This is a genomic window from Streptococcus sp. 1001283B150225_161107_H12, assembly GCF_015552665.1.
Classification (GTDB): domain Bacteria; phylum Bacillota; class Bacilli; order Lactobacillales; family Streptococcaceae; genus Streptococcus.
The window spans coordinates 367,205-390,086 of the sequence record NZ_JADNFC010000001.1 but is presented as its reverse complement, the minus strand read 5'-3'; the positions used below and the strand labels follow the sequence as shown (position 1 = coordinate 390,086).

The 22,882-nt window shown below is 44.4% G+C and carries 20 protein-coding genes and 1 other annotated feature; of the genes, 1 reads left to right on the top strand and 19 read right to left on the bottom strand.

All coding sequences use genetic code 11. The features are described from left to right. Positions 1-111 precede the first annotated feature (111 nt). From I2C87_RS01750 to trpX, 19 genes are all read right to left on the bottom strand, one after another. Positions 112-477, bottom strand: a complete 366-nt coding sequence (locus tag I2C87_RS01750) for a TIGR02328 family protein (RefSeq protein WP_195323759.1) — start codon at positions 475-477, stop codon at positions 112-114. Beyond that, positions 478-855, bottom strand: a complete 378-nt coding sequence (locus I2C87_RS01745; RefSeq protein ID WP_195323758.1) for a YbgA family protein — start codon at positions 853-855, stop codon at positions 478-480. It lies immediately after the preceding gene. A gap of 112 nt (positions 856-967) precedes the next feature. Continuing rightward, the gene (locus I2C87_RS01740) at positions 968-1,939 is read right to left on the bottom strand and encodes an Rpn family recombination-promoting nuclease/putative transposase (protein ID WP_195323757.1); all 972 of its coding nucleotides are present in this window, start codon (positions 1,937-1,939) and stop codon (positions 968-970) included. A 118-nt stretch (positions 1,940-2,057) separates the two neighbouring features. Then, positions 2,058-3,926 carry an ABC transporter ATP-binding protein gene (locus I2C87_RS01735; RefSeq protein WP_195323756.1) on the bottom strand — a complete coding sequence of 623 codons (1,869 nt, stop codon included), beginning with the start codon at positions 3,924-3,926 and terminating at the stop codon, positions 2,058-2,060. Then, complete coding sequence (locus I2C87_RS01730; protein ID WP_195323755.1) at positions 3,916-5,664, bottom strand: ABC transporter ATP-binding protein; 1,749 nt, start codon at positions 5,662-5,664, stop codon at positions 3,916-3,918. Before I2C87_RS01730 ends, I2C87_RS01735 begins: the two co-directional genes overlap by 11 nt. 284 nt (positions 5,665-5,948) lie before the next feature. Then, entirely contained in the window at positions 5,949-7,712 is a 1,764-nt protein-coding gene (locus I2C87_RS01725; RefSeq protein ID WP_195323754.1) for a glycerophosphoryl diester phosphodiesterase membrane domain-containing protein, read from the bottom strand. Between the two features lie 258 nt (positions 7,713-7,970). Next, complete coding sequence (locus I2C87_RS01720; protein WP_195323753.1) at positions 7,971-9,116, bottom strand: FtsX-like permease family protein; 1,146 nt, start codon at positions 9,114-9,116, stop codon at positions 7,971-7,973. Between the two features lie 3 nt (positions 9,117-9,119). After that, positions 9,120-9,800 (bottom strand): ABC transporter ATP-binding protein, encoded by a 681-nt coding sequence (locus I2C87_RS01715; protein ID WP_195323752.1) that lies wholly within the window; start codon positions 9,798-9,800, stop codon positions 9,120-9,122. Beyond that, a complete protein-coding gene (locus I2C87_RS01710) occupies positions 9,797-10,372 on the bottom strand; it encodes a TetR/AcrR family transcriptional regulator (RefSeq protein ID WP_195323751.1) in 576 nt (191 codons plus the stop codon). The genes I2C87_RS01715 and I2C87_RS01710 overlap by 4 nt, the downstream gene beginning before the upstream one ends. A 149-nt stretch (positions 10,373-10,521) precedes the next feature. Beyond that, the gene (locus tag I2C87_RS01705; protein WP_195323750.1) at positions 10,522-11,445 is read right to left on the bottom strand and encodes an aldo/keto reductase; all 924 of its coding nucleotides are present in this window, start codon (positions 11,443-11,445) and stop codon (positions 10,522-10,524) included. A gap of 104 nt (positions 11,446-11,549) precedes the next feature. Then, positions 11,550-12,764 (bottom strand): ABC transporter permease, encoded by a 1,215-nt coding sequence (locus I2C87_RS01700; protein ID WP_195323749.1) that lies wholly within the window; start codon positions 12,762-12,764, stop codon positions 11,550-11,552. Beyond that, positions 12,761-13,654: an ABC transporter ATP-binding protein gene (locus I2C87_RS01695; RefSeq protein ID WP_195323748.1), complete on the bottom strand. Its 894-nt coding sequence runs from the start codon at positions 13,652-13,654 to the stop codon at positions 12,761-12,763. The genes I2C87_RS01700 and I2C87_RS01695 overlap by 4 nt, the downstream gene beginning before the upstream one ends. An 11-nt stretch (positions 13,655-13,665) precedes the next feature. Then, positions 13,666-14,388: a DUF3169 family protein gene (locus I2C87_RS01690; RefSeq protein WP_195323747.1), complete on the bottom strand. Its 723-nt coding sequence runs from the start codon at positions 14,386-14,388 to the stop codon at positions 13,666-13,668. 53 nt (positions 14,389-14,441) lie between these two features. Further along, positions 14,442-14,651 carry a helix-turn-helix transcriptional regulator gene (locus I2C87_RS01685; protein ID WP_003002675.1) on the bottom strand — a complete coding sequence of 70 codons (210 nt, stop codon included), beginning with the start codon at positions 14,649-14,651 and terminating at the stop codon, positions 14,442-14,444. A gap of 13 nt (positions 14,652-14,664) precedes the next feature. Then, positions 14,665-14,973: a hypothetical protein gene (locus I2C87_RS01680; RefSeq protein WP_195323939.1), complete on the bottom strand. Its 309-nt coding sequence runs from the start codon at positions 14,971-14,973 to the stop codon at positions 14,665-14,667. A gap of 235 nt (positions 14,974-15,208) precedes the next feature. After that, positions 15,209-17,614, bottom strand: a complete 2,406-nt coding sequence (gene pheT, locus I2C87_RS01675; RefSeq protein ID WP_195323746.1) for a phenylalanine--tRNA ligase subunit beta — start codon at positions 17,612-17,614, stop codon at positions 15,209-15,211. Between the two features lie 157 nt (positions 17,615-17,771). Further along, positions 17,772-18,287: a GNAT family N-acetyltransferase gene (locus tag I2C87_RS01670; RefSeq protein ID WP_195323745.1), complete on the bottom strand. Its 516-nt coding sequence runs from the start codon at positions 18,285-18,287 to the stop codon at positions 17,772-17,774. A gap of 2 nt (positions 18,288-18,289) precedes the next feature. Next, the gene (pheS, locus tag I2C87_RS01665) at positions 18,290-19,336 is read right to left on the bottom strand and encodes a phenylalanine--tRNA ligase subunit alpha (protein WP_048789200.1); all 1,047 of its coding nucleotides are present in this window, start codon (positions 19,334-19,336) and stop codon (positions 18,290-18,292) included. 314 nt (positions 19,337-19,650) lie between these two features. Then, complete coding sequence (gene trpX / locus I2C87_RS01660; RefSeq protein WP_195323744.1) at positions 19,651-20,655, bottom strand: tryptophan ABC transporter substrate-binding protein; 1,005 nt, start codon at positions 20,653-20,655, stop codon at positions 19,651-19,653. A gap of 130 nt (positions 20,656-20,785) precedes the next feature. Further along, positions 20,786-21,020, bottom strand: a binding site (T-box leader). A 180-nt stretch (positions 21,021-21,200) separates the two neighbouring features. Here trpX and I2C87_RS01655 point away from each other — a divergent pair. Beyond that, positions 21,201-22,862, top strand: coding sequence for an Rqc2 family fibronectin-binding protein (locus I2C87_RS01655; RefSeq protein WP_195323743.1), 1,662 nt, complete (start codon positions 21,201-21,203; stop codon positions 22,860-22,862). The last annotated feature ends 20 nt before the right edge of the window (positions 22,863-22,882 follow it).

Here is a 22,882-nt window from a genome sequence, read left to right as displayed (position 1 = left end):
TTTCCTTAATTAATGTATTATCCTTTCTATTTTATCATATTTTAGATACTGAAAACCATTCGTAATAATTGATTACGAATGGTTTAGCTTACATTTTTACTTAATCAATGATTAATCTAGTTGGATTCCTTTTTCTGCTAGATTCTCCAGGCATTCTTGGAGGTAAGTAGCCTGGTGCTCGGGATAGATGGGGGTGTTCAAGCCTTCCTCTTCTAATTCTGAATAAGCTGGGCAGGTCTTGCCTCGATAGGTCGGCTCCCACCACTCTGGGCTGACCTTGTAGCCACGAGCCGTCATCTCCTCCATGATCATGCGGTGATAGGCATAGAGGCGATAAGGTGAGTAGTCAAAGACATAGTTGACCGTAGCGTGTTTCTTGCCCCAGCCATTACCCCTTAGGGCGCAGCATTCCCGGTGTTGGCCTAGGAGCTGGGGACGAGGGAGTTTGGGAATCAAGTCTTGGTGCCAGAGTCTCATCTATTGACCTCCTAGTAGCGTCGAGTCTTGTAAGTAGCGATTAGGGTAGCGCTCAAGGAGAGTCTGGATTCCCTTGATCAGATCTTCTTGCTGGGCTTGGCCATGCTGGTACTTCTCAAGTAGCAACATAAAGTCCGCCTTTTCCTCTGCAGTCGACTGCTTTTTGAAATAGCCCCAGATATGCTGGAAGGCATTGGAGACCTGACCACGATTTTCCGGCAAGGCCAGTGCTTGCTGGATAAGGTCCTCGACATGGCTGACCTCCACCTGGTCTTGCTTGAGGTATTCCCGGATTTCCTTGTAGAGATTACTGGAACGACTCAGCACCAGGTATTTATTTTTCGCCCATAGGACTTGGCAGTGATGTTTTTGATCCACTCGTGTCTCCTTTTGATCTTCTCTATGAATAGTCCTCCCATTATACCATGGAAATGAGTGAAGTCATAAAAAAGCGGACCAACTGGCCCGTTTTTTCTCTCCGCTCTATCTATCAAAGGGAGGCTTTTAACTGTTCTATCTGATCTTCACTTAAATCGGTGTACTGCTGGATGTCCTCAGTGCTAAAGCCATTGGCCAAGAGCTCTTGGGCAATACGAAGAGAAGCCTCTTCTCTTCCTTGTTCTAGACCTTCTTCTAACCCCTGGGCTCGTCCTTGTTCCAGGCCTTGTTCTAAACCTTGTTCTAATGCAATCTTGCCAGCTTCTTCCTTGGTTTCTTTGAGCAAGGTTTCCATACACATATTCCAGTTTTCTCTGAGGCGGATGCGTTCATCTATCATGTCTTTTTCCTCCTTGGTCCAATTGGATGGGATTAAGAGCGACTCTGCTTGTTCGATCACCTGATCTGGTTGATGGCTAAAGGGATGATTCCCGAAGAATTCTAGCCATTGTTGCAATGGATCACTCACTTGCGTCCCTCTACTTTCATTATACTTGTCCAATTCTAAAAAGGCAAGTCGCAATAGATTATGACGCGGATTCCCCTTGCTATTCGCCAGTAGGGGTCCACCATGGATAGCATGGCGCACTTCATACACATTGACAGGAGAAGCCTCATCAGGGAAAATACTTTTCTCCAAAATCGCAATCCCATAGACTGGAACCAGATCCTCGTACATCTGATGAGTTTGGCCTTTCTTCCGTTTCTTTCGGACATTTTCAATCAACTGGTTGGCCAAATAATAATAAAAACGATTGACAAAGTACTCCTGCTTCATGACTTGAATCTCAATAATAACTTCTAGGCCTGTATCCAATTTGGCCCGCACATCTACAGAAGTTTCAAATGGGTAATCTCCTAGGAAACCTTGTTCATGGATTTGATTGCCTTCTAGGATTTCTACCGAGCGGATGGGTAAATCCAAGACCTCTTGGATAAATTTTGCAGTGACATCTGGAAGACTAAAAATTTTCTTTGCAATTAGGTCCAGAGTGGGTGAAATATGGGGATGGCGTTTGCGCATCTTTTTCCTCCTTTTACATTCTTAATAAGGGAGAACCAACTCCTCCCTCACTTATATCATTCGTAAAAAGATTCGCTCCCACGAAAAAAAGTCTGAGACCAGCTCAGACTTTTTTGTGTTAATCAATTTCGAGACCACCGGTATAGAGGCGGTAATAAGTCCCACGTTCTGCCATCAAGGAAGCGTGGTTGCCTCGCTCGATGATGCGTCCCTTTTCCATGACCATGATCACGTCCGAGTTGACGATGGTTGAGAGACGGTGGGCGATGACAAAGACAGTCCGTCCTGCCATCAGGCGATCCATCCCCTCTTGGACCATCCTCTCTGTCCGTGAGTCGATCGACGAAGTCGCTTCATCAAGGATCAAGACTGGCGCATTGGCCAAGGCAGCACGCGCAATGGCGATTAGCTGACGTTGACCGTTGGATAGACCGGCTCCATCATCACTCAAGACGGTATCGTAGCCTTGGTCCAAATGTTTGACGAAGGAGTCTACATTGGCAATGCAGGCTGCTTCCAGGATTTCCTCCCGGGTCGCATCTGATCGACCATAGGCGATATTTTCTGCGATGGTTCCAGTGAAGAGATGGGTATCCTGCAAGACGATCCCTAGCGAGCGACGGAGTGAAGCCTTCTCGATCAGCTTCACATCGATCCCATCATAGGTGATAGATCCTGATTGGATATCGTAGAAACGGTTGATCAAGTTGGTAATGGTGGTCTTTCCTGCTCCTGTCGCGCCGACAAAGGCCACCTTTTGTCCCTTGTCTGCGTAAAGATTGATATCGTAGAGGATTTGGTTCTTCTCATTGTAAGAGAAGTCTACATTGGTAAAGACGACATTTCCGACCAGTTTGACCAGTTCATAGTCACCATTTTCCCGAGGGTGTTTCCATGCCCAGAGGTTGGTCTTCTTATCAGTGATGACCATGCGGCCATCGACTTCTTCATAGTTGACCAAGGTCACTTTCCCTTCATCCACTTCGACTTCTTCATCCAAGAGATCAAAGATCCGATCTCCCCCAGCAAGTGCCATGAGGACAAAGTTCAACTGTTGCGATACTTGGGTGATCGGTCCGTTGAAGGAACGGTTGAGCTGGAGGAAGGCCATGAGGCCACCAATGGTGAGGCCACTAATGCCGTTCAAAGCGAAGATCCCTCCGACCAATGAAGTCAAAACGAAGGAGACATTTCCCAGGTTCCCCAAGACAGGCATCAAGACATTAGCATAGCGGTTGGCTTGATAAGATGATTCAAAGAGTTGGTCATTGATCCGCTCAAAGGCTTCTATGCTTTCCTCTTCGTGGACAAAGGCTTTGACTACCTTTTGACCAGCCATCATCTCTTCGATAAAGCCATTTTCGATCCCTAGATTCTTTTGTTGGTCGGCGAAATAGCGACCAGACTTACCAGAGATCTCCTTGATGACATAGGCCATGACTCCGACCATCGAAAGAACGAGAAGGAAAAGGAGAGGGCTGATCATGATCATGCTGACGGCTACACCGATGATGGTGATGGCAGACTGCAGGAGCTGCGGGATAGACTGCTCGATTGCTTGGCGAAGAGCGTCAATATCATTGGTATAGATAGACATGATGTCTCCGTGCTGGTGGGTATCAAAGTACTTGACAGGGAGCTTCTGCATACGAGCAAAGAGCTGGTTCCGTAGAGAGCGCAGTGTATCCTGAGAAACTGTCGACATAATGAGGGAGAAACCATAGTTGGCCAAAACTCCCACCACTCCAATCACAGCCAGTGTCGATAAGAAAGTTAAGAGGGGTCCAAAATCCTTGCTTCCTGAATCCAACATGGGTTGGATGTATTGGTCCACCAAGGCCCGGATAGAGGACGTGATATAGACCGTAGAGAGGGAGGCTGTTACGATGAGGGCAGCTGCTAAAAGAAGGACGAACTTATACTGTTTCCACATATAGTCTAGCAAGCGTACGAGAGAGCCCCATCCAGCTTTTTTCTTATTCTTCATCTGCTTGTCCTCCTTTCCCTTGGGTTTGCATGTCATAGACTTCACGGTAGATGGCATTGCTCTCGATCAGTTCTTGGTGACTACCGATCGCATCGATCTTACCATCATTCATGACCACGATTCGATCTGCATCTTGGATAGAAGAGATCCGTTGGCCAATGATGATTTTGGTCGTGTCCTTGAGACTAGTTGCTAGACCTTGACGGATCAGACTATCCGTTTTGGTATCGACAGCTGAGGTCGAATCATCCAAGATCAAGATCTTCGGATTCATCAAGAGAGCGCGGGCGATACAGAGACGTTGGCGCTGACCACCTGAGACATTGGCTCCACCACGTTCGATCATGGTATCATAGCCATCCTTAAAGTTCTGGATAAATTCATCCGCTTGAGCAATCTTACAAGCTTCTATGATTTCTTCATCCGTCGCGTTCTTATTCCCCCAGCGCATATTTTCCTTGATGGTACCGGAAAAGAGAACATTGGTCTGAAGCACCATGGCAACTTGCTTGCGCAAATGGTCTAGATCATAGTTTCGCACATCCTGACCAGCTACCTTGACACTACCAGACTCCACATCATAGAGACGAGGGATGAGCTGGACCAGACTAGACTTACCAGAACCAGTCCCCCCAAGGATCCCGATCACTTCACCCGAGCGAATGCTGAGGTTGATATCGGACAAGACGTGGGCCTTATCGCCATTTTCGTCCGTGTAGGCAAAGTCCACATGGTCGAAGGTAATCGATCCATCTGCTACTTCTGTCAGACCATTCTCCGGAGAGACGATGGTTGACTCTGTCCCAAGGACCTCATTGATCCGCTCTACAGATGCCATAGAGATCGAGAGCATGACGAAGATCATCATAAACATCATGAGGGACATAAGGATGGTCATGACATAGGCAAACATAGACGTCAGCTCACCAGTGGTAAAGCTTCCACCCACGATGAGTTGCGCCCCGATCCAAGAGATCAAGATAAAGGAAGCATACAAGGAGAGCATCATGGCTGGACTACTCAAAATCACGATGCGAATAGCCTTCATGAACATGTTGTAGATCAAGCGAGAAGCTTTCTTAAACTTGACAGTCTCTTCTTCTTCCTTGACATAGGACTTGACCACGCGCATGTTGGTGATGTTTTCCTGGATGCTGTTGTTCAAGTTATCATAGGCGTCAAAGACCTTGGTAAAGAGTGGATAGACGATCTTAGTGATCACACTCAAGACCAGACCCAAGAAGATAGTAATCCCTACAAAAATCATGGCCATCTGCGGATTGATCAAGTAGCTGGCAACAATGGCAAAGATCAAGTTGAGCGGTGCACGGACACAGATCCGGATGACCATCTGATAGGAGTTCTGTACATTGGTCACATCCGTCATCATCCGGGTTACCAGACCACCTGAGGAGAAACTATCGATGTTTTCGAAGGAGAAGGTTTGGATCTTCTTGAAGATTGCCTTCCGTAGATTCTTGGCAAATCCTGCTGATGCAAAAGCCCCGTAGCGAGCCGACTGCATCCCACAGAAAAGAGAGAGAAAGGCGAAGACCAACATGAGGAGACCATAGGTGAGAACAGTGGTCATATCCCCCTTCTGAACCCCCTTGTCCAGAAGCGTCGCCATAATGAATGGAATAGAAATCTCAAACATGACCTCAAAGACCATATAGAGTGAGGCTAAAATTGAGGGTTTCTTATATTCCTTGATTTCAGCAATCAATGACTGAAGCATAGATACCTCCTAAAATACTAGTTAGTAAAGTTTTCTTTAGCAAGACGTCCATTTCCGAACAAAGAAACAGTCCCTTGGTCTGAAAGGATTGCACCTACAAAAGAAAGCTATAGAAAGAGAAAGCGCCCTGACAGCGTTACTGTAGGGACGACTTTCATTATTCATACTATTTAGTATAGAGGAATATGGGAGAAAAATCAAACATTTAATCATCCTCTCCACAGAATATTCCGATTTGACAATCTTGAAGGCCAATTTGCTAGAGTTCTATTTAAACTGTATTTCTATTCACTAGTACTGAGAGATACTAAGCTCAAGAAGCGATCAAAGTAGGTCTTGTTCTTCTTCAGGTTTTTCTTCAATCTTTGTGCCTCTGCGACTTCATCCGTGATGATCCCATCGATCGGCCGTTGAAGATAGGCCGTTAACTTTTCTTCGTCATTGATGGTCCAGACATAGAGCTCTTTTTTCATCTCATGGGCCTGAGTTACCAAATCCTCCTGATAAGAAAAGTCTTCGATCGCAAAGAAGTCGACCGCATAGTTCTCAAACTGTCCAAACTGAATGGGGATGACATAGCCAGTTTTGATTTCTGGAGCCTTTTTCTCAATAGCCAGCATCAGATTCAGATCCAAGGACATGGCTGGATAGTCCTTATCAACTCCCAACTCCTTCATCTTTTGGACGAAGAGATCCACGTAGTTTTCCGGTTCTGCACCGTGAGGCTTGAGCTCGACCAAAAGCGGCATCTGCAGCTCCTTGGCCCGTGTGACAAACTCCTCAAAGGATGGGATATGACTGGTATGACCATCTTGCTGGATCTTCAATCCCTGCACCTCAGCTAGGGTCATATCTTTGACATCCTTGTCAACTCCAGCCAAGCGTTTGAGATTGTAATCATGCATGACGACGAATTGATTGTCCTTGGTCAAGAGGATATCCATTTCGACATAAGAAGCCTTCTCCTTGGCAGCCACCTCGAGTGCTTCGAGAGAATTTTCTACACCCTTGGCCACATAGCCACGATGGGCTACGATTTTTACCTGGTCATTGACCTCTAAGGTCGCTAAGTCATATGCGGCCATCCCTGACTGAGCCAAGAGGAAAAGAAAGGTCAGGACAAAGAGCCCCTTCATCTTGCGAGAGCCTCGAGTCTTGATGACCGAGCGACTCGGAGCCTCCCAGCCATTGTCCAGGATGATTCCCAAGGTTCCCAGTTTAGACATGACAGAAAAGAGGAAAATGTAGAGGCGGATCAAGACCAGAAAGATGGTCTGCACCCAGATATGCTGGCCCGTTTTGTCCAACTGACTAGACGCAAAGACCAGACCAAGGATCAAGAGAATACCCGTAACAGAAAGGATAAACTCAAAGGAGAAGATCCGCAGGATAAGGCGAATCCCACCTTTTTTAGTTATCTCCCAACTCTTGCGCATGGCAGCCCCAAAAGGCAACTCTTCAATCACGATATTGGGTACCGTATAGATGAGACGCAGATTGAGATAGATCAGAAGCAATTGAACTATGAAGAGACCGATGGCCCCAGCGATCGTCTTGCTAAACTCCCCTGTGATAAAGTTTGGAATATAGAGACCGTCCGTCAGAGTGGAGCCAATGAAGAGACCCGCTACGGGTAAGGTCAGAACCATATAAAAGAGAAAATGCAACAGATTCCAACCGCTAAAATCCTTTAAGCGACCAAAAGACTGGCGAAAGACCTTTTTAAAAGACAGGTGCTGATCCGTACGAGACAGATAGATCAGGGCGATCATGGTCCGCATCTCCAGCATAAAGAGAAAGGCGAAGACGATGGCAAAGAGGATCAAAGCCACTAGACTCAATGGATTGGTCAAGGTCGTGAGGATATTGTTCTTGTCAATGTTGGACTCACCCGATAAGAGGAGGGCCAGTTGAAAGACCCAACTCAAGGCCGCAGCTCCTATACCAACCACAAACTGCAAAAGAATCCCCACAGAGATAAAGGACCATTTATTGCGCCAGATTAAGTAAAAGGCCCCTTTCAGGTCCTGCCAATAACTCCGTTTCATGCTGTCTCTCTTTCATTTCTTTTATTCCCCTAGAATAGCGGAAAAGCCTCTCCCTGTCAATGATTCTACAAGAAAAAGGCTGGGACAAAAGTCCTGGCCTCTCAATTGTCTTTAGATTGTCGAGCAAGACGCAGTGGTTGAGTGGGCTCTACTACGCTGATTTCATCAGCTTTTACAGCCCTACTCAACTATGCGGAGGTGGGACGACGAAATCAAATTCTAACGAATTACCAATTTCTGTCCCACTCTCTTTTCTATTTATTCAGCTAAGAGCACTTCTTTGATGGTTTGTTTTTGGAGTTTTCTGTTGGATAGATAAAAGAGGCTTTCATAAATCACCGCAAAACCGAGCAAGGTCCAAAAGCACACATTCCAGTCAAAGTTGTGCTCAATCTTTTCAGGAACGGTGTCTTTGATCACACCAATCAAGATTTCCATGATGCCATATTGATAAGCCGTCCCAAGGGCAAATCCTAGATAGGCCCAGAAACGATAGGGAGCGAGAATATGACTTTGGCATTCACGATCGGTGTAGCCAAAAGCTTTCATCAAGGCCAAGGTTTCGCGACTTTCTGAGACCACAATCCCCAATGACAAAAAGAGAATCGAGAAAGAAAGGATCAAACCAATCATAATCATCATCGTTTGGATGATGTCATCTGTATAGTCCCTTAGACCAAAAGACAATTGAACCATGGCCGCGAAACACATGGAGCCAAAGACCACAAAAAACAAGATCGATTTTCTCCCCCAAATCAGCGACGAAGACATCTCTTTTAGGAAGGATTTCTCTTTCTTAGGATCCCTTTTTCTCCTTTTGACCTTAATCGGTGTTGGAGATTTTTTCAATAAGCGAAGTGCCGGTGTTTGTAATTGTCTTCTAGCATAGCCAATCGCGAGAAGCATAAAAAATGCTGTTGGAAGGATCACCAAAGCGACCAAGAGCTGCCAATGAAAATGAATGGTAATGTCTGGCAGAATCCCCTTCTCATTGCGAAAGTCATAAAAATGTCCCATCATTAGAAAAGAAGCGAAATAGCCAAGAAGCGCTCCAACTCCAAAACTGAGTCCAAAAGCCCAAAATCGTTTCGCCAACTGGCCATTGCTGTAGCCCAAAGCCTTTAAAATTCCTAATTGTTCCTTGTGGTCATCGACAAATTGTTTGATATAAAAACACATGAGAAGGATCGACGTCAAGGACAAGACGACCCCACTGACCATGGCCACCATCCAAGATAGTGAAACCTGGGCATCATAGTAGGTCGTAATCATCGGATTGGTTTTAGAAATCTCCAACTGCTCGATATCCAGGTAAAAATTCAAGAAGAGATTGGCCACAAAGACCGCACAGGCTCCAATGATACTGACGACAACTAATTTTCGAATATCTTTTACTGAAAACATGGCTTACCATCCAATCTCATAGGCAGTCTGAGGCTGATCGTTGATCACAACTTGCGTAATCTTGCCACTATTGACGTGAATGATGGTTCTGGCCATATCCGCAATATTTTGGTTGTGCGTCACCATAATGAGGGTAAAGCCCAGCTTTTCCTTCAACTTCCAGATATAGTCGAGAATCTTGCGCCCTGTTTCTTCATCCAGGGCCCCCGTCGGCTCATCTAAGAAAAGAATCTCTGGCTTTTTGGCTAAGGCACGAGCAATGGAGACTCTCTGCTGTTCCCCACCAGACAATTCACTTGGATACTTGTCCAGCTTATCGCCAAGGCCCAAATCTTCGATGATCTGCAAAAAATCATGATTGTTTGCCAGATCAGCTCCCATCTTAACATTCTGTCTGACCGTGAGATTCGGTAATAAATAATACTGCTGGAAAATAAAGGCAATCTTCTCACGTCTAAAGGCTGTCAATTGAGCATCCGTGAGTTGAGACAAATCCTGCCCTTGAATGAGGATATGCCCCTCGTCTATCTTTTCTAATCCGGATAATACGTTTAAGAGAGTGGACTTTCCTGATCCAGAAGGACCTAGGATAACCACATCATCCTGGTCTTGAATCTGCAAATCAATCCCTTTTAAGACCTTTGTTTGGCCATAACTTTTGTGAACATTTTCTAGATGAATCATTTCTTTCCTACCATTTCTTTGATGAGAGATTGACAAACTTCTGTCAATAAACCAATCACTTCTTCCATGCTGAATTGATAAATGCCAGAAGCAACCATAGAGGCCATCCCGTGTGAGTAGATAAATAAATGCTGGTACAAACGACTAGCCTCCTCTAACGTCAATGGATAGTCTGCGACAATCGATTCCAGAACCAATTGGTAGCTATGATCCTTCATGGGAAGAAAATCTTGAAAGCGACGAATCGGATCTTTGCTAGGATTTTGGAAAAGCAATTGAAAGAGTTGGGGCTCTTTTGAGGCGAACAGGATATAAGCAATCCCGACAGAACGGAAGGGCTTCTCATCATCTAGGGCCTTGCGAATATACTCCACCACTACCATTTCCGCAGCAACAATAACCTCTGCTTGTAACTCAGCCATATTTGCAAATTGCCCAAAAATGACCCTTGGTGTGGCTCCCAATTTCTCTGCTAATGCTCGAGCCGTCAAACTAGCCAGGCCCTCTTCTCTCACCAATTGTAGAGCTGTCCCAATCATAGTCTCTTTACTAAATTTAACCTTGGGTGGCATAAGACTCCTTTCGCGCAACAATTGTTACGCAACATATGTTGCATAAAGAATACCATAAAAAAGAAAGACTTGTCAAGAAAAATCTGTAAAACAAAAAACAAAAAAACCAGCCCACTGATAGGAATGGAGTCTGGTTTACTAACAAGATTCTAAGGTAAATCATTACCTGCAGCCAGGTAGATTTGGTACCATTCCTTGCGGGTTAGGGTCATTCTTGCTGCTTTCCCCGCTTCAAGGACATGTTGGGGTTTGGTCGTTCCGATGACAGCCTGCATCTTACCCGGATAGCGGAGGACCCAAGCAAGGGCGATAGCTGTCGGAGTGACCTGGTATTTCTTCGCCAAGTCATTGAGGACGTGATTGAGTGCCGCAAACTCTTCTTTGCCCACAAAATTCCCCTTGAAATAGCCATGCTGGAGGACAGACCAGGCTTGAATCACCGTATCGGTTAAGCGACAATACTCAAAGACACTACCATCTCGCACAGCTGCTTTTGGCCCTTCCATATTGACATGAAAACCAGCTTCAAAGCTGGGCGTAAAGGCAGCACTCAACTGCAACTGGTTGACCTTGAGCGGTTGTTTGACGGCCGTTTTGAGCAATTCTACCATCATAGGATTTTGATTGGACACCCCAAAATGACGGACCTTACCCGCTTGCTCCAAGTGATCAAAAGCTGCTGCCACTTCTTCCGGCTCCATGAGGGCATCCGGTCGGTGAAGGAGGAGACTATCTAATCGCTCAATCTGCAAACGCTCGAGGATGCCATTGACGGAGTCCAAAATATAGTCCTTAGAAAAATCAAAATAGGTAAAGCCGTCTTTGCGAATCCCACACTTAGACTGGATCCACATCTGATCCCGAAGATCCGGACGGCGCTTGAGAACCTTCCCCAGCAGGATCTCACACTGGCCATCGCCATAGATATCCGCTAAGTCAAAGGTGTTAATCCCAATCGACAAGGCCGCCTCCACCAAGGCCTCCACTTCATCTTCACTCATCTCACTAATCCGCATCATCCCAAGGACAATCGTGGACAGACGCTCATTTTCAGAAAACTCAATATAGTTCATGTCCGCCTCCTTTTTATTCTTCCTTCATTATAAAGGAACGAAGACCAAACAGCAATGATTTCACAAAGCAAAAACACCTCCAGTATCCACTGAAGGTGTCTCTTTTAACGATAGCTTAAAGCTTTTTTAACAGTTTTGACCAAACCTAGATCATCTGTTTGTAGGATGAGGCTAGAATAGATTTTTCCAATGATCATGGTGCCGAGGAGCGTGAAGGCCAAGGCAATTCCGAATGATCCCCATGATTCAAGTCCACTTGCATAGCCATTGATGGTACGGAATGGCATGAAGAAGGTTGAAATGAATGGAATGTATGATCCAATCTTCAACAGAAGGACATCTCCTGCACTACCCAAGGTGGTTACTCCAAAGAAGCTAAAGAACACTAACATCATCAGTGGCGAAATCGCTTTTCCTGTATCTTCTGGACGAGCAACTGTTGAACCTAGGAAAGCTGAAAGAACCACGTACATGAAGATTCCAAGAATGATCAAGAATAAGGTATTCAAGGAAATGGATTGTCCAATATGTTGGGTGATAGGAGAGTCTGGAGATAAAACATCTTTCACGAGAGGAATGGAGTCTCTAAAAATCCAAACGCCTCCCAATCCGACTGCATAGATACCAATATGAGTACAAATGACTCCGAAAAGACCAATCATGCGAGCATAGAAATAGTGAGTTGCGCGAATGCTTGAGAAGACCACTTCCATAATCTTGGTCCCTTTTTCACTGGCTACCTCTTGAGCAGTGATACCTGAATAAAACATCAGAATCATGTAGATAAGAAAACCGATTCCTCCAGCTACCACGGTCTGCACCATTTTCAGCCCTTCTTTCTTCTCATCAATTTTTTCAATCAATGAGACCTGTTGCGAAAGGGCTGCTAACTGCTCTTGGCTTAAATCCGCTTTAGAAACATTGAGCATTTGTTGGACCTGACTCAATTTAGCCATAAGGATTGCTTTGAAACCTGGCTTCATGGCATCCTCACTCTGGTAGCGAGCCTCTAGCTGGCCATCCTTTTCTTCAACTGTGAGGATTCCCTTGATTTCTTCCTCTTTCATGGCCTTCTTAGCTGCTGCTTCATCCTTATAGTCAAAGGACAAGCCATCGGTCCCTTTCAAGACTTCCTTGACAGGAGCTTGATCTGTAATCAAGGCGATGTTGCTTTTCGCAGATGTAGAAGATCCGACGAAATAGTTCACTCCAATCGTCAATCCGAAGAAGAGAAAGGGAGTAAGCACCATCAGTAAAAAGCTCCATGATTTCACTTGGCGTAAATAAGTTTCTTTGATAACAATCAGCATCTGTTTCATACTTCTACTCCTGATTCTAGTTTAAAGATTTCATCAATGGTTGGGGCTTGTTGGTCAAAGGTTGCTAGATAGCGACCCTTGGTCAACTGATCAAAGAGGTCCGGACCTGCTGTTTCATCATCCAATACCAACTTCCACAGGCCTTGCTTGGTCATGGTCACCTTGGTCACGTGAGGCAGCACTTCCAACTCCTCTTTACTGAAGTCATTGGATACGAAGAGACGAGTCTTCCCGAAGCTATTGCGAACTTCTTGTACGGGACCTGAGAGAATCACAGATCCATCACGAATCATGACCAACTCATCACAGAGTTCTTCCACATTGGTCATGACGTGGTCAGAGAAGATAATGGTCGCACCACGCTCTTTTTCTTCAAAAATGACCTGCTTGAGCACTTCTGTATTGACAGGATCCAGTCCACTAAACGGCTCATCCAAGATGATCAATTTTGGCTCATGGATCATGGTAATGATCAACTGAACCTTTTGCTGATTCCCTTTTGAAAGGCTCTTAATCTTATCGGTTAATTTCCCTTTTACTTGGAGCTTTTCCATCCAAACTGGAAGTTTCTCCTTGACCTCAGCGGTGCTCATTCCTTTCAAAGCAGCCAAATAGCGGACTTGCTCATAGATGGTCAACTTAGGCATGAGGCTCCGCTCTTCTGGCAGGTAGCCAATTTCCTTGTAGGTTTCTTGACTGATTGCTTTGCCATCCAATTGGATATCGCCGCTGTAGTCAAGGAAACGGAGGATACTATGGAAGATAGTCGTCTTCCCTGCTCCGTTCTTCCCGATCAAACCTAAGATAGATCCTTTTTTCGCAGTCAAGTCAATGCCGAACAAGACCTGCTTCTTGCCAAAGCTCTTTTCTAAATTTCTAATTTCTAACATAGAAAACTCCTCTACTCTTTATAGTAACGTTTGGTAATCTTGTACTGAGAGACCAAGATATAGACATAAATCAGTGATACAACTACTAATGCTAACAAGATATCTGCCTGGAAAGCAATGCCAACTAAGAATATCACCATCAAGGAAATCGGTAAGACATAATTGCTTAACTTGAAGACAATATCGTAATTCTCCTCATAGCAAATTTGTTTCTCTGCCTCATCTATCATGCTCATTATTAGTTCACGGACTTCTGCCCCACTAGCATTGCGTGGGATTGCTTTTCCATAAATCTGTTTGAAGGTTTTTCGAAACTGATGTTCTAGCCCAAAAGTAAGAAGGAGCAAAGCAAGAAAAATAAGCGGGATGGTGTATTTCCCAAAAGCACCTGTTAGTTTTTCTTCATAGACTAGTTTTTGGCAAGAGAAGAAAATCACTAATAGATAGGGAACAATCATGACGCCTTTGAACATCGTAGCCAAGTCATAGATTCTTCTCGTTTGGCTTTCATAACGGTAGGCTTCGTCTTCATCTTCTGCCTCCTCCATCATCTGATAAGACTGGCGCGATGAGATGAGGTAGGTAGACGCAATCCCGAAAACCACAAGATATAAAATGATTGACCCTATATAGAGCATATCTCGATCAAAAAGCTTTTGGAATTCAATAGGATGGTCTGAACCAAAATAACCTGTCAAAAAACCAACGATAACACCTGAAAGGATCATGGCCATGTTTCTCCAAAAACGAAAACGGGCTGACCTTTCTTTTAACTTCTTTTTCACTTTTATTCTTCTCCCTCTACTAGACTAAAGACATTCTCCACCGGTTCCTTGAAAATTTGGGCGATGGTGATGGCAATAATAACCGAGGGGGTGTATTCCCCCCGCTCCAAGAGACTGATGGACTGGCGCGAGACCCCTGCTAGCTTGGCTAGCTCGGATTGATTGAGCCCATCACGCGCCCTCAGCTCTTTCAGTCTATTTTTTAAGATCATGGCTTTCGCCCCCTTATAGTTGAATACCTTGAATATCTTCGATGCGAACTAATTTTGTCTCTCTTTGTTGTTTATTATTCACACGAGTCAGTTTGACCCAATCTTCGTCGATATCCAAAATTTCATACTCGAATCCAACACCACTCACTGTAACAGTGGCCGTTTGTCCTTTCAATTCTTCTAAAAGTCTAGACATGTCTTGATTTCCTTTCACTTGTTTTTCTAATCTTTTGATGCGTTTGTTCAACCTTTTTATCTTCTTTTCTGAGCTTGTATAAAAAATAACCAGAAAAGGGATAAAGAGAATCCAAATAGCATCCATAAGAAAACCTCCCCTTCTTTCAACTAAAATCATTGTAACACTTCTTTTTCTTTTTGACAAGTATATTTTTCAAAAAAATAAAAATATTTGTCAAAAATAGAAGGATGGTTGACATGGATATTTTGAGTACTTAAAGGAATTTCTTTATTTTTATAGGGTTTCAAGGCCTATAACTTGCAAATCCTGTAAGAAAAAAACAGCTGAGAAATTCTCAACTGTTTCATCTTTTTACGATTTATCGCACTTCTGCGTCTACTTTTTCTTCGAGTGATGCTTGGATTTTTTCCATATAGCGAGCGACTTCTTCGTCGGTCAAGCTATCTTCTGGATTTTGGAAGGTCAAGCTGTATGCCATAGATTTCATTCCGATACCCAGTTTTTCACCTGAGAAAACGTCAAAGAGTTTGATGTCTGTCAAACGTTTCACGCCTGCAGCTTGGATGGCATCGACCACTTCTTGGTGAGTCACTTCTTCTTTGAGGAGAAGGGCGATATCACGGCTGACTGCTGGGAACTTCGTAATTTCCACAAATGGAGCAGCTGGTTGAAGGGCTGCTTCGATAGCTGAAAGGTTAAGCTCGGCTACATAAGTTTCTGGAATATCATAAGCCTTAGCCGTCACAGGGTGTACTTGACCGAGGAAACCAAGAACTTGATCCCCGAGTGAAATCAAGGCTGTACGTCCTGGATGGAGGCTAGCGATTTCAGAGGTTGCTGTATAAGTCACTTCAAGACCCAAGCGAGCAAAGAGGGCTTCCAAGATTCCCTTAGCATAGAAGAAATCAACTGGAACAGCTGGAGTCTGGAAGTCTTTTTCAGCAACTAAGCCAGTCAAAGCAAAGGCAAAGCTGTTGATTTCATTTGGCAAGTCTTCTTTTGGATTACCTGTTTGCTCGAAGACTTTTCCGATCTCGTAGAGGGCCAAATCTTTGTTCTTACGAGCGACGTTATAAGCTACAGTATCCAAAATCCCTGAGACCATATTTTGACGGAGGACTGAACGATCCACAGTCATTGGCCACATGAGCTCTGTTAAATTGCTTGGCGATGTAGCAAATTCAACGGCTTTTTCAGGGGTTGTCAGAGCGTAGGTAATGATTTCAGTCAAACCTGCTCCTTCAGCAATAGTCCGAACTTGGCGACGCAATTTTTGAGTCGCTGTCAATTCACCTGCTGTCCCGTCATCTTTTGGAAGGGTTGCTGGTAATTTGTCATAACCGTAAATCCGAGCAATTTCTTCAAAGAGGTCCGCTTCGATGGTAATATCCCAACGACGACGTGGAACGCTTACTGTGAAGCTGTCAGCATTTCCAGAAAGGCCAAAGCCAAGACGACGGAAGACATCTTCTACATCCGCGTAAGAAAGTTCTGTACCAAGGACACGGTTGACGTCTGCAAGGGTTGAAGAAACTTCTACATCTGAAGTATCAAGCTGGCCTGCTGAAACAATACCTTTACGAACAGTTGCTCCTGCAAGTTCAGCAATCATGCTCGCTGCCGCATCAAGGGCTTCATTGACGGTTGCCACATTGATGCCTTTTTCAAAGCGAGAAGATGATTCAGAACGAAGGTTGAGACGACCACTAGTTTTACGGATAGATTTGCCATTGAAGACAGCAGCTTCAAGGACGACACGACTAGACTTTTCAGAGATTTCTGTAGCCTGACCACCCATGACACCGGCAAGGGCTACTGGTTTATCCGCAACTGTAATCACGAGGTCATTTGTTTCTAACTCACGCTCTTCCCCGTCCAAGGTTACTAATTTTTCACCCGCAAGCGCTTCACGGACACGGATGTCAGTCCCTTCAAATGTATCCAAGTCAAAGGCATGCATAGGCTGACCAAAGTAAAGTAGGATGTAGTTGGTCACGTCAACAACATTGTTGATCGGACGGATGCCTTCATTCATGAGGAGGTTTTGCAACCATTGTGGACTTGGTGCGATGGTCACATTGTCCAAGATACGAGCAGCATAGTAAGGTGCCTTATCTGTGTCGATGCTGACAGAAAGAGCATCCGCTGCAGCTTGGTCTGTTTCTGTTAAACTGAATTCCTTAAAGTTGACTGCCTTGTCATAAATCGCTGCTACTTCGTGCGCTACCCCACGCATAGAAAGAGCGTCTGCACGGTTTGGAGTGATGGAAAGTTCGATAATTTCATCATCCAAGTCTAGGTAAGAGAAGACTTCATCTCCTGGAACGGCATCTTGAGGCAAGATTTGAATCCCATCGGCAAATTCTTTTGGTACAACTGAGTCAGAAATCCCTAATTCACCAAGGGAGCAGATCATTCCGATAGATTCCAAACCACGGATTTTCCCTTTTTTGATCTTGTAGTTGTCCGCGATACGAGCACCTGGAAGAGCCACCATGACCTTGATGCCAGCGCGCACATTTGGTGCTCCACAGACGATTTGACGGGCTTCTTCTTCACCCACATTGACTTGGCAGACATGCAAGTGTGTTTCTGGCACATCTTCACAAGACAGGACTTCTCCGACGACAATTTTTGAGAGACCAGAAGCAGGTGATTCCACACCTTCTACTTCGATCCCTGTGGTTGACATTTTTTCAGCCAACTCTTGTGATGGCACATCAATGTCCACCAATTCTTTTAACCATTTATAACTAACTAACATATGTAAGATACCAAGGGCTAAGCAGAAATCTAGATATCTTTCCTAGATCTCCTTTGGCCCTCGTTTTGATCCTTTCATTTTGTGTTTTCCAGCTCGAGGCTAGCTTAGGAAGGTCTAATAACCTCCCCTTCTCTAGAATAGAAGTTTCTTGTTCCTTCTAGGTCAATTTCTTTCTCAACAACCAGTCTGTATCTACGGTATCTCCGGTAACATACTGGTGTTCACTAAATCGTTCAAATCCAAAGCAATAGTAAAAATCTTGCGCCTTAAAGTTGCGTTCCCAGACACCTAGCCAGGCCCACTCAAAGCCACGGCTCTTGGCTTGATCCAGCGCAAAGATAAACATTTCCTTGCCAAAACCAGCCCCATGAAATTCCTTTTTGACATAGATCCGTTGGATCTCAAAGGACTTGTCCATCTCTACTGGCTCGGTCTGCGCCTGACCCCAGTTGATCTTGAGAAAACCACAGATTTCTTGATCTTCATTGAGGACAAAATAGGTTTCAGATTCTGGATCTCGCAGATCCTTCTCAATTTGCTCCAAAGAGAGCACTGTAGAGAAGTAATCTTCCAAATCTTTCTCAACAATATAGGGACCAAAGGTATCCCGGTAGGTTTCCACCTCTAGGTCACGTAAGGTCTGTACCTGGTCGATTTTTACTCTAACTAACATGATTATTTAAACTGTTCTGAGAAGCGAACATCTCCTTGATAGAAGCCACGAATATCATTGATTCCATAACGAAGCATGGCTACACGCTCCTGACCAAGTCCGAAGGCGAATCCTGAATAGACTGTTGAATCAATGCCACTCATCTCAAGCACGCGTGGGTGAACCATACCGGCCCCCATGATTTCGATCCAACCGGTCTTCTTACATACATTACATCCCGCTCCACCACATTTGAAGCAAGAGACATCTACTTCAACAGATGGCTCTGTAAATGGGAAGTAAGAAGGACGCAGACGGATTTGGCGTTCTGCACCAAACATCTTTTGCACGATCAACTGAAGCGTTCCTTGAAGGTCTGCCATAGAAATATTCTTCCCAACGACCAAACCTTCGATCTGATGGAATTGGTGGCTGTGGGTCGCATCATCTGTATCCCGACGGAAGACCCGCCCTGGAGAGATCATCTTCAAAGGCCCCTTGCTAAAGTCATGCGCATCCATAGCACGCGCCTGAACTGGTGATGTGTGGGTCCGAAGCAAGATTTCTTCTGTGATGTAGAAGGTGTCCTGCATATCCCGCGCTGGGTGATCTTTTGGAAGGTTCATGCGTTCAAAGTTATAGTAGTCTTTTTCGACTTCAAAACCATCTACGACTTGGTAGCCCATCCCGATAAAGATATCTTCGATTTCTTCACTGGTTTGGGTCAAGACATGACGGTGACCACTTGCGACCGGACGTCCAGGTAGGGTCACGTCGATACTCTCACTAGCTAATTTGGCTTGGACTTTCTTTTCTTCCAAAAGCTTGGCTGTTTCTTCAAAGGCAGCCGTCAAGACATCACGGGCTTCATTGACATGTTTTCCGATAACCGGACGCATTTCAGCAGAGACATCTTTCATCCCTTTAAGGATTTCAGTAAGGGAACCTTTTTTCCCAAGGACAGAGACGCGTAACTCTTGCATCTCTTTTTCGTTTTCAGCAGAGATCTGCTTCAAAGCTGCCAGCGTTTCTTCCCGAAGCGCTTTTAGTTGTTCTTCAATCGTTGACATATTTCCTCCATCATGGTCTTCACTCAGACATAGAAAAAACCACGCGCCACACCCATATTCGGAGCGTTGACACGCGGTACCATCCGTCTTTTATCTGAAACTCAGACCTTAATTTCTAAATCCTTGCGCAAGTGAATTCACTCAGCTTTCATGCAAAGAGCTTTCAGTCACGGCTCTTCTCCCTGTTGCACTTCCCTTGAGGTACTAGTCTTGCAGATTTCTATTCAATTACTATCTAGTTTAGCAGATTTTACAAAAAATGACAAGTGAAGCCTGTTTTCCTTCACTTGCCATTCTTGTTATTCGTTTGGTTTTTATTCGATGACTTGTCCAGCTTCTTTCAAGACAGATTCTGGAATGGTAATGCCTAATTCTTCTGCCACTTTTTTGTTAATGACAGACTTACCATCTGTGAAGATTTCAACTGGTGTGTCAGCTGGTTTTTGACCTTTCAAGATTTTCGCAGCCATTTTACCAGTTGCCACGCCAAGATCATGTTGGTCTACGACCACAGATCCTAAACCACCCGCTTCTACCATGGCTGTCGCACTTGGGAAGATTGGTTTTTTAGCTGTTTTGTTAGCTTCGACAACCGTTGAGAAGGCTGATGCAATGGTGTTATCGATTGGAACCCAGATAGCATCCACTTTACCAGTCATGACAGAAACCGTTGAAGCAATTTCATTTGTAGAAGGGACTGAATAAGGAACTACTTTGTAGCCTGCTTTTTCAGCCAATTTTGTAAATTCTTCTACTTGAGTTTTAGAATTATCTTCACTGGTTGAGTAAAGAACCCCGATTGTTTTCACGTTTGGAGTCAACTCTTTGATTAACTTCAACTGTTGTTCCGTTGGGTTGTGGTCAGATACTCCTGTGATATTGCCACCAGGTTTTTTCAAATCTTTAACCAAGTTAGCGCCGACTGGGTCTGTGATAGCACCCATGACGATTGGTTTGTCCTTAGTCGCACTAGCCAAACCTTGAGCAGATGGGGTTGCGATTCCGATCAAGACGTCATTGTTGTTTTGGACCAATTGTTTGCTCATGGTTGCAACCTTGTTTTGGTCTCCTTCCGCATTGAGGAATTCGATCTCAATCTTGTCCTTGTCGTACCCTTCTTCAGCCAAGCCATCTTGAATCCCCTTGTAGATTTCGTCTAGCGATGGGTGGCTGACTAACTGTAAGACACCAACTTTTACCTTTTTGGTTCCATCTGTTTTATTCGCATCCTTTTTATTGGTTAGCATTGGATAAACAACAGCTACCATAATAACAGCGAGCAAAGCACCGATCATTCCCAATACACGTTTGTTTTTCATATTTTTTACCTCAATTATTTATTTTTTCGTTTTTCGCTTCTTTGTTAAAGACTGAGTCGCCATCGTTTCTTCATCTTCTTTTCTCCCTTCTTTTTGAAACAAAAAAAACGCCCACACATAGCTATAGCTATGTGAGGACGTGTCATCGCGGTGCCACCTCACTTATGGGAAAATAGATAAACTCCTCCCATATCTCTGTCTTGTCTAGCAACAAGTTGCACGATAAGGTGTGCCGACCGAATTTTTATTGTTTCAAATTCATCTCATCATTAGTCCAATTTCATAAATGTCCACTACCCACTTCCACCAACCGTGAGCTCTCTAATAAATTTTCATTTATTACTTTTCTAATTGAATCCATTGTAAATGTTTCTGTAAGCCTTGTCAATACTTTTTTATGTTTTTTTTGAAAACGTTCGTCATTTCCTGAAATTCTTTTCCTAGTGAGGTTGTTTTTGCAAAATGTTTGTCCTTCTTCTTCCTAGGTTTTCAGCCACTTTTTTGATATAATTTACTAGAACTAGTCTAGAATGTTGAGGAAACCCATGTCTTTTGATGGATTTTTTTTACACCATATGGTGGATGAATTACAAAGCGAACTCTTAAATGGTCGCATCCAAAAAATTAACCAACCCTTTGAACAAGAGTTGGTTTTACAAATTCGTAGCAACCGCAAGAATCAAAAACTCTTGCTTTCTTCTCACTCTGTTTTTGGACGGATCCAACGGACCCAGACCAACTTCGAGAATCCTGCCTTCCCCAATACCTTTATCATGGTCATGCGCAAGTATCTCCAAGGGGCAGTCATTGAGCAGATCCAGCAACTGGAGAATGACCGTATTTTAGAAATTGCTGTCTCCAATAAAAATGAAATTGGAGATGATATCTCTGTGACCCTGATCATTGAAATCATGGGCAAGCACAGCAATATCATTCTTCTGGACAAGGCGACTGGGAAAATCATCGAAGCGATCAAACATGTGGGCTTCTCTCAAAACAGCTACCGGACCATTTTGCCAGGCTCGACCTATCTAGCTCCTCCAAAAACCGATGCGGTCAACCCCTTTACCATTAAAGACGAAGCCTTATTCGCCTTTCTTCACCGAGAAGAGTTGACACCAAAAAACCTTCAAACCCATTTCCAGGGTCTTGGTCGAGATACTGCTCAAGAATTGGCCAGTCGATTAGAAAGCGGAGAAAAATTAAAAACCTTCCGAGCATTCTTTGAAGCTCCAACAGATCCCCGTCTAACGAAAAAATCTTTTGCTGCTCTCGCTTATGCAGATAGCCAGGAGGAGACCTTTGAAACCTTATCAGATCTACTCGACCACTACTACTTGGACAAGGCTGAGCGCGACCGGGTCCAACAACAAGCTGGGGAACTAATCCGCAAGGTGGATAATGAGCTAGAAAAGAACCGGAAAAAATTGGCCAAACAGGAAGCCGAACTAGCAGCGACAGAAAATGCCGAAGAGTTCCGTCAAAAAGGCGAACTGCTTACTACTTTCCTCCATCAAGTCCCAAATGATCAAGACCAAGTCACCTTAGACAACTACTATACCAACCAGCCTATTACCATTGCCTTGGATAAGGCCTTGACCCCCAGTCAAAATGCGCAACGCTACTTCAAGCGTTACCAGAAACTAAAAGAAGCTGTTAAACATTTGACCTCTCTCATCCATGAAACCAAGGAAACCATCTCCTACCTTGAAACAGTCGAAACTGCTCTGGCCCAAGCCAGCCTTTCTGAAGTAGCCGAGATTCGCGAAGAGCTGATCCAAACAGGCTTTATCAAACGACGCAACCGAGAAAAAATCCACAAACGGAAAAAACCAGAGAAGTACTTAGCATCAGACGGCAAAACCATTATTCTGGTCGGCCGGAATAATCTTCAAAACGAAGAATTGACCTTCAAAATGGCTAAAAAAGACGAACTCTGGTTCCACGCTAAGGATATTCCAGGTAGTCACGTGGTCATTACAGGTAACCTCAACCCTTCCGATGAGGTCAAAACCGATGCAGCTGAGCTGGCAGCCTATTTCTCTAAGGGACGCCTGTCCAATCTGGTCCAAGTCGACATGATTGAAACAAAAAAACTCAACAAACCGACCGGAGGAAAACCTGGCTTTGTAACCTATACCGGTCAGAAAACCCTACGGGTCACCCCTGAAGAAGAAAAGATCAAATCTATGCGCATCAATGAGTAATAAAAAGGACTGAGAATCAT

Excerpts from the sequence above, each read along its gene's own strand:
- I2C87_RS01750 (WP_195323759.1), bottom strand. The coding sequence starts at position 477 with ATGAGACTCTGGCACCAAGACTTGATTCCCAAACTCCCTCGTCCCCAG.
- I2C87_RS01740 (WP_195323757.1), bottom strand. The coding sequence starts at position 1,939 with ATGCGCAAACGCCATCCCCATATTTCACCCACTCTGGACCTAATTGCA.
- I2C87_RS01735 (WP_195323756.1), bottom strand. The coding sequence starts at position 3,926 with ATGAAGAATAAGAAAAAAGCTGGATGGGGCTCTCTCGTACGCTTGCTA.
- I2C87_RS01730 (WP_195323755.1), bottom strand. The coding sequence starts at position 5,664 with ATGCTTCAGTCATTGATTGCTGAAATCAAGGAATATAAGAAACCCTCA.
- I2C87_RS01725 (WP_195323754.1), bottom strand. The coding sequence starts at position 7,712 with ATGAAACGGAGTTATTGGCAGGACCTGAAAGGGGCCTTTTACTTAATC.
- I2C87_RS01720 (WP_195323753.1), bottom strand. The coding sequence starts at position 9,116 with ATGTTTTCAGTAAAAGATATTCGAAAATTAGTTGTCGTCAGTATCATT.
- I2C87_RS01715 (WP_195323752.1), bottom strand. The coding sequence starts at position 9,800 with ATGATTCATCTAGAAAATGTTCACAAAAGTTATGGCCAAACAAAGGTC.
- I2C87_RS01710 (WP_195323751.1), bottom strand. The coding sequence starts at position 10,372 with ATGCCACCCAAGGTTAAATTTAGTAAAGAGACTATGATTGGGACAGCT.
- I2C87_RS01705 (WP_195323750.1), bottom strand. The coding sequence starts at position 11,445 with ATGAACTATATTGAGTTTTCTGAAAATGAGCGTCTGTCCACGATTGTC.
- I2C87_RS01700 (WP_195323749.1), bottom strand. The coding sequence starts at position 12,764 with ATGAAACAGATGCTGATTGTTATCAAAGAAACTTATTTACGCCAAGTG.
- I2C87_RS01695 (WP_195323748.1), bottom strand. The coding sequence starts at position 13,654 with ATGTTAGAAATTAGAAATTTAGAAAAGAGCTTTGGCAAGAAGCAGGTC.
- I2C87_RS01690 (WP_195323747.1), bottom strand. The coding sequence starts at position 14,388 with ATGGCCATGATCCTTTCAGGTGTTATCGTTGGTTTTTTGACAGGTTAT.
- I2C87_RS01685 (WP_003002675.1), bottom strand. The coding sequence starts at position 14,651 with ATGATCTTAAAAAATAGACTGAAAGAGCTGAGGGCGCGTGATGGGCTC.
- I2C87_RS01680 (WP_195323939.1), bottom strand. The coding sequence starts at position 14,973 with ATGGATGCTATTTGGATTCTCTTTATCCCTTTTCTGGTTATTTTTTAT.
- pheT (WP_195323746.1), bottom strand. The coding sequence starts at position 17,614 with ATGTTAGTTAGTTATAAATGGTTAAAAGAATTGGTGGACATTGATGTG.
- I2C87_RS01670 (WP_195323745.1), bottom strand. The coding sequence starts at position 18,287 with ATGTTAGTTAGAGTAAAAATCGACCAGGTACAGACCTTACGTGACCTA.
- pheS (WP_048789200.1), bottom strand. The coding sequence starts at position 19,336 with ATGTCAACGATTGAAGAACAACTAAAAGCGCTTCGGGAAGAAACGCTG.
- trpX (WP_195323744.1), bottom strand. The coding sequence starts at position 20,655 with ATGAAAAACAAACGTGTATTGGGAATGATCGGTGCTTTGCTCGCTGTT.
- I2C87_RS01655 (WP_195323743.1), top strand. The coding sequence starts at position 21,201 with ATGTCTTTTGATGGATTTTTTTTACACCATATGGTGGATGAATTACAA.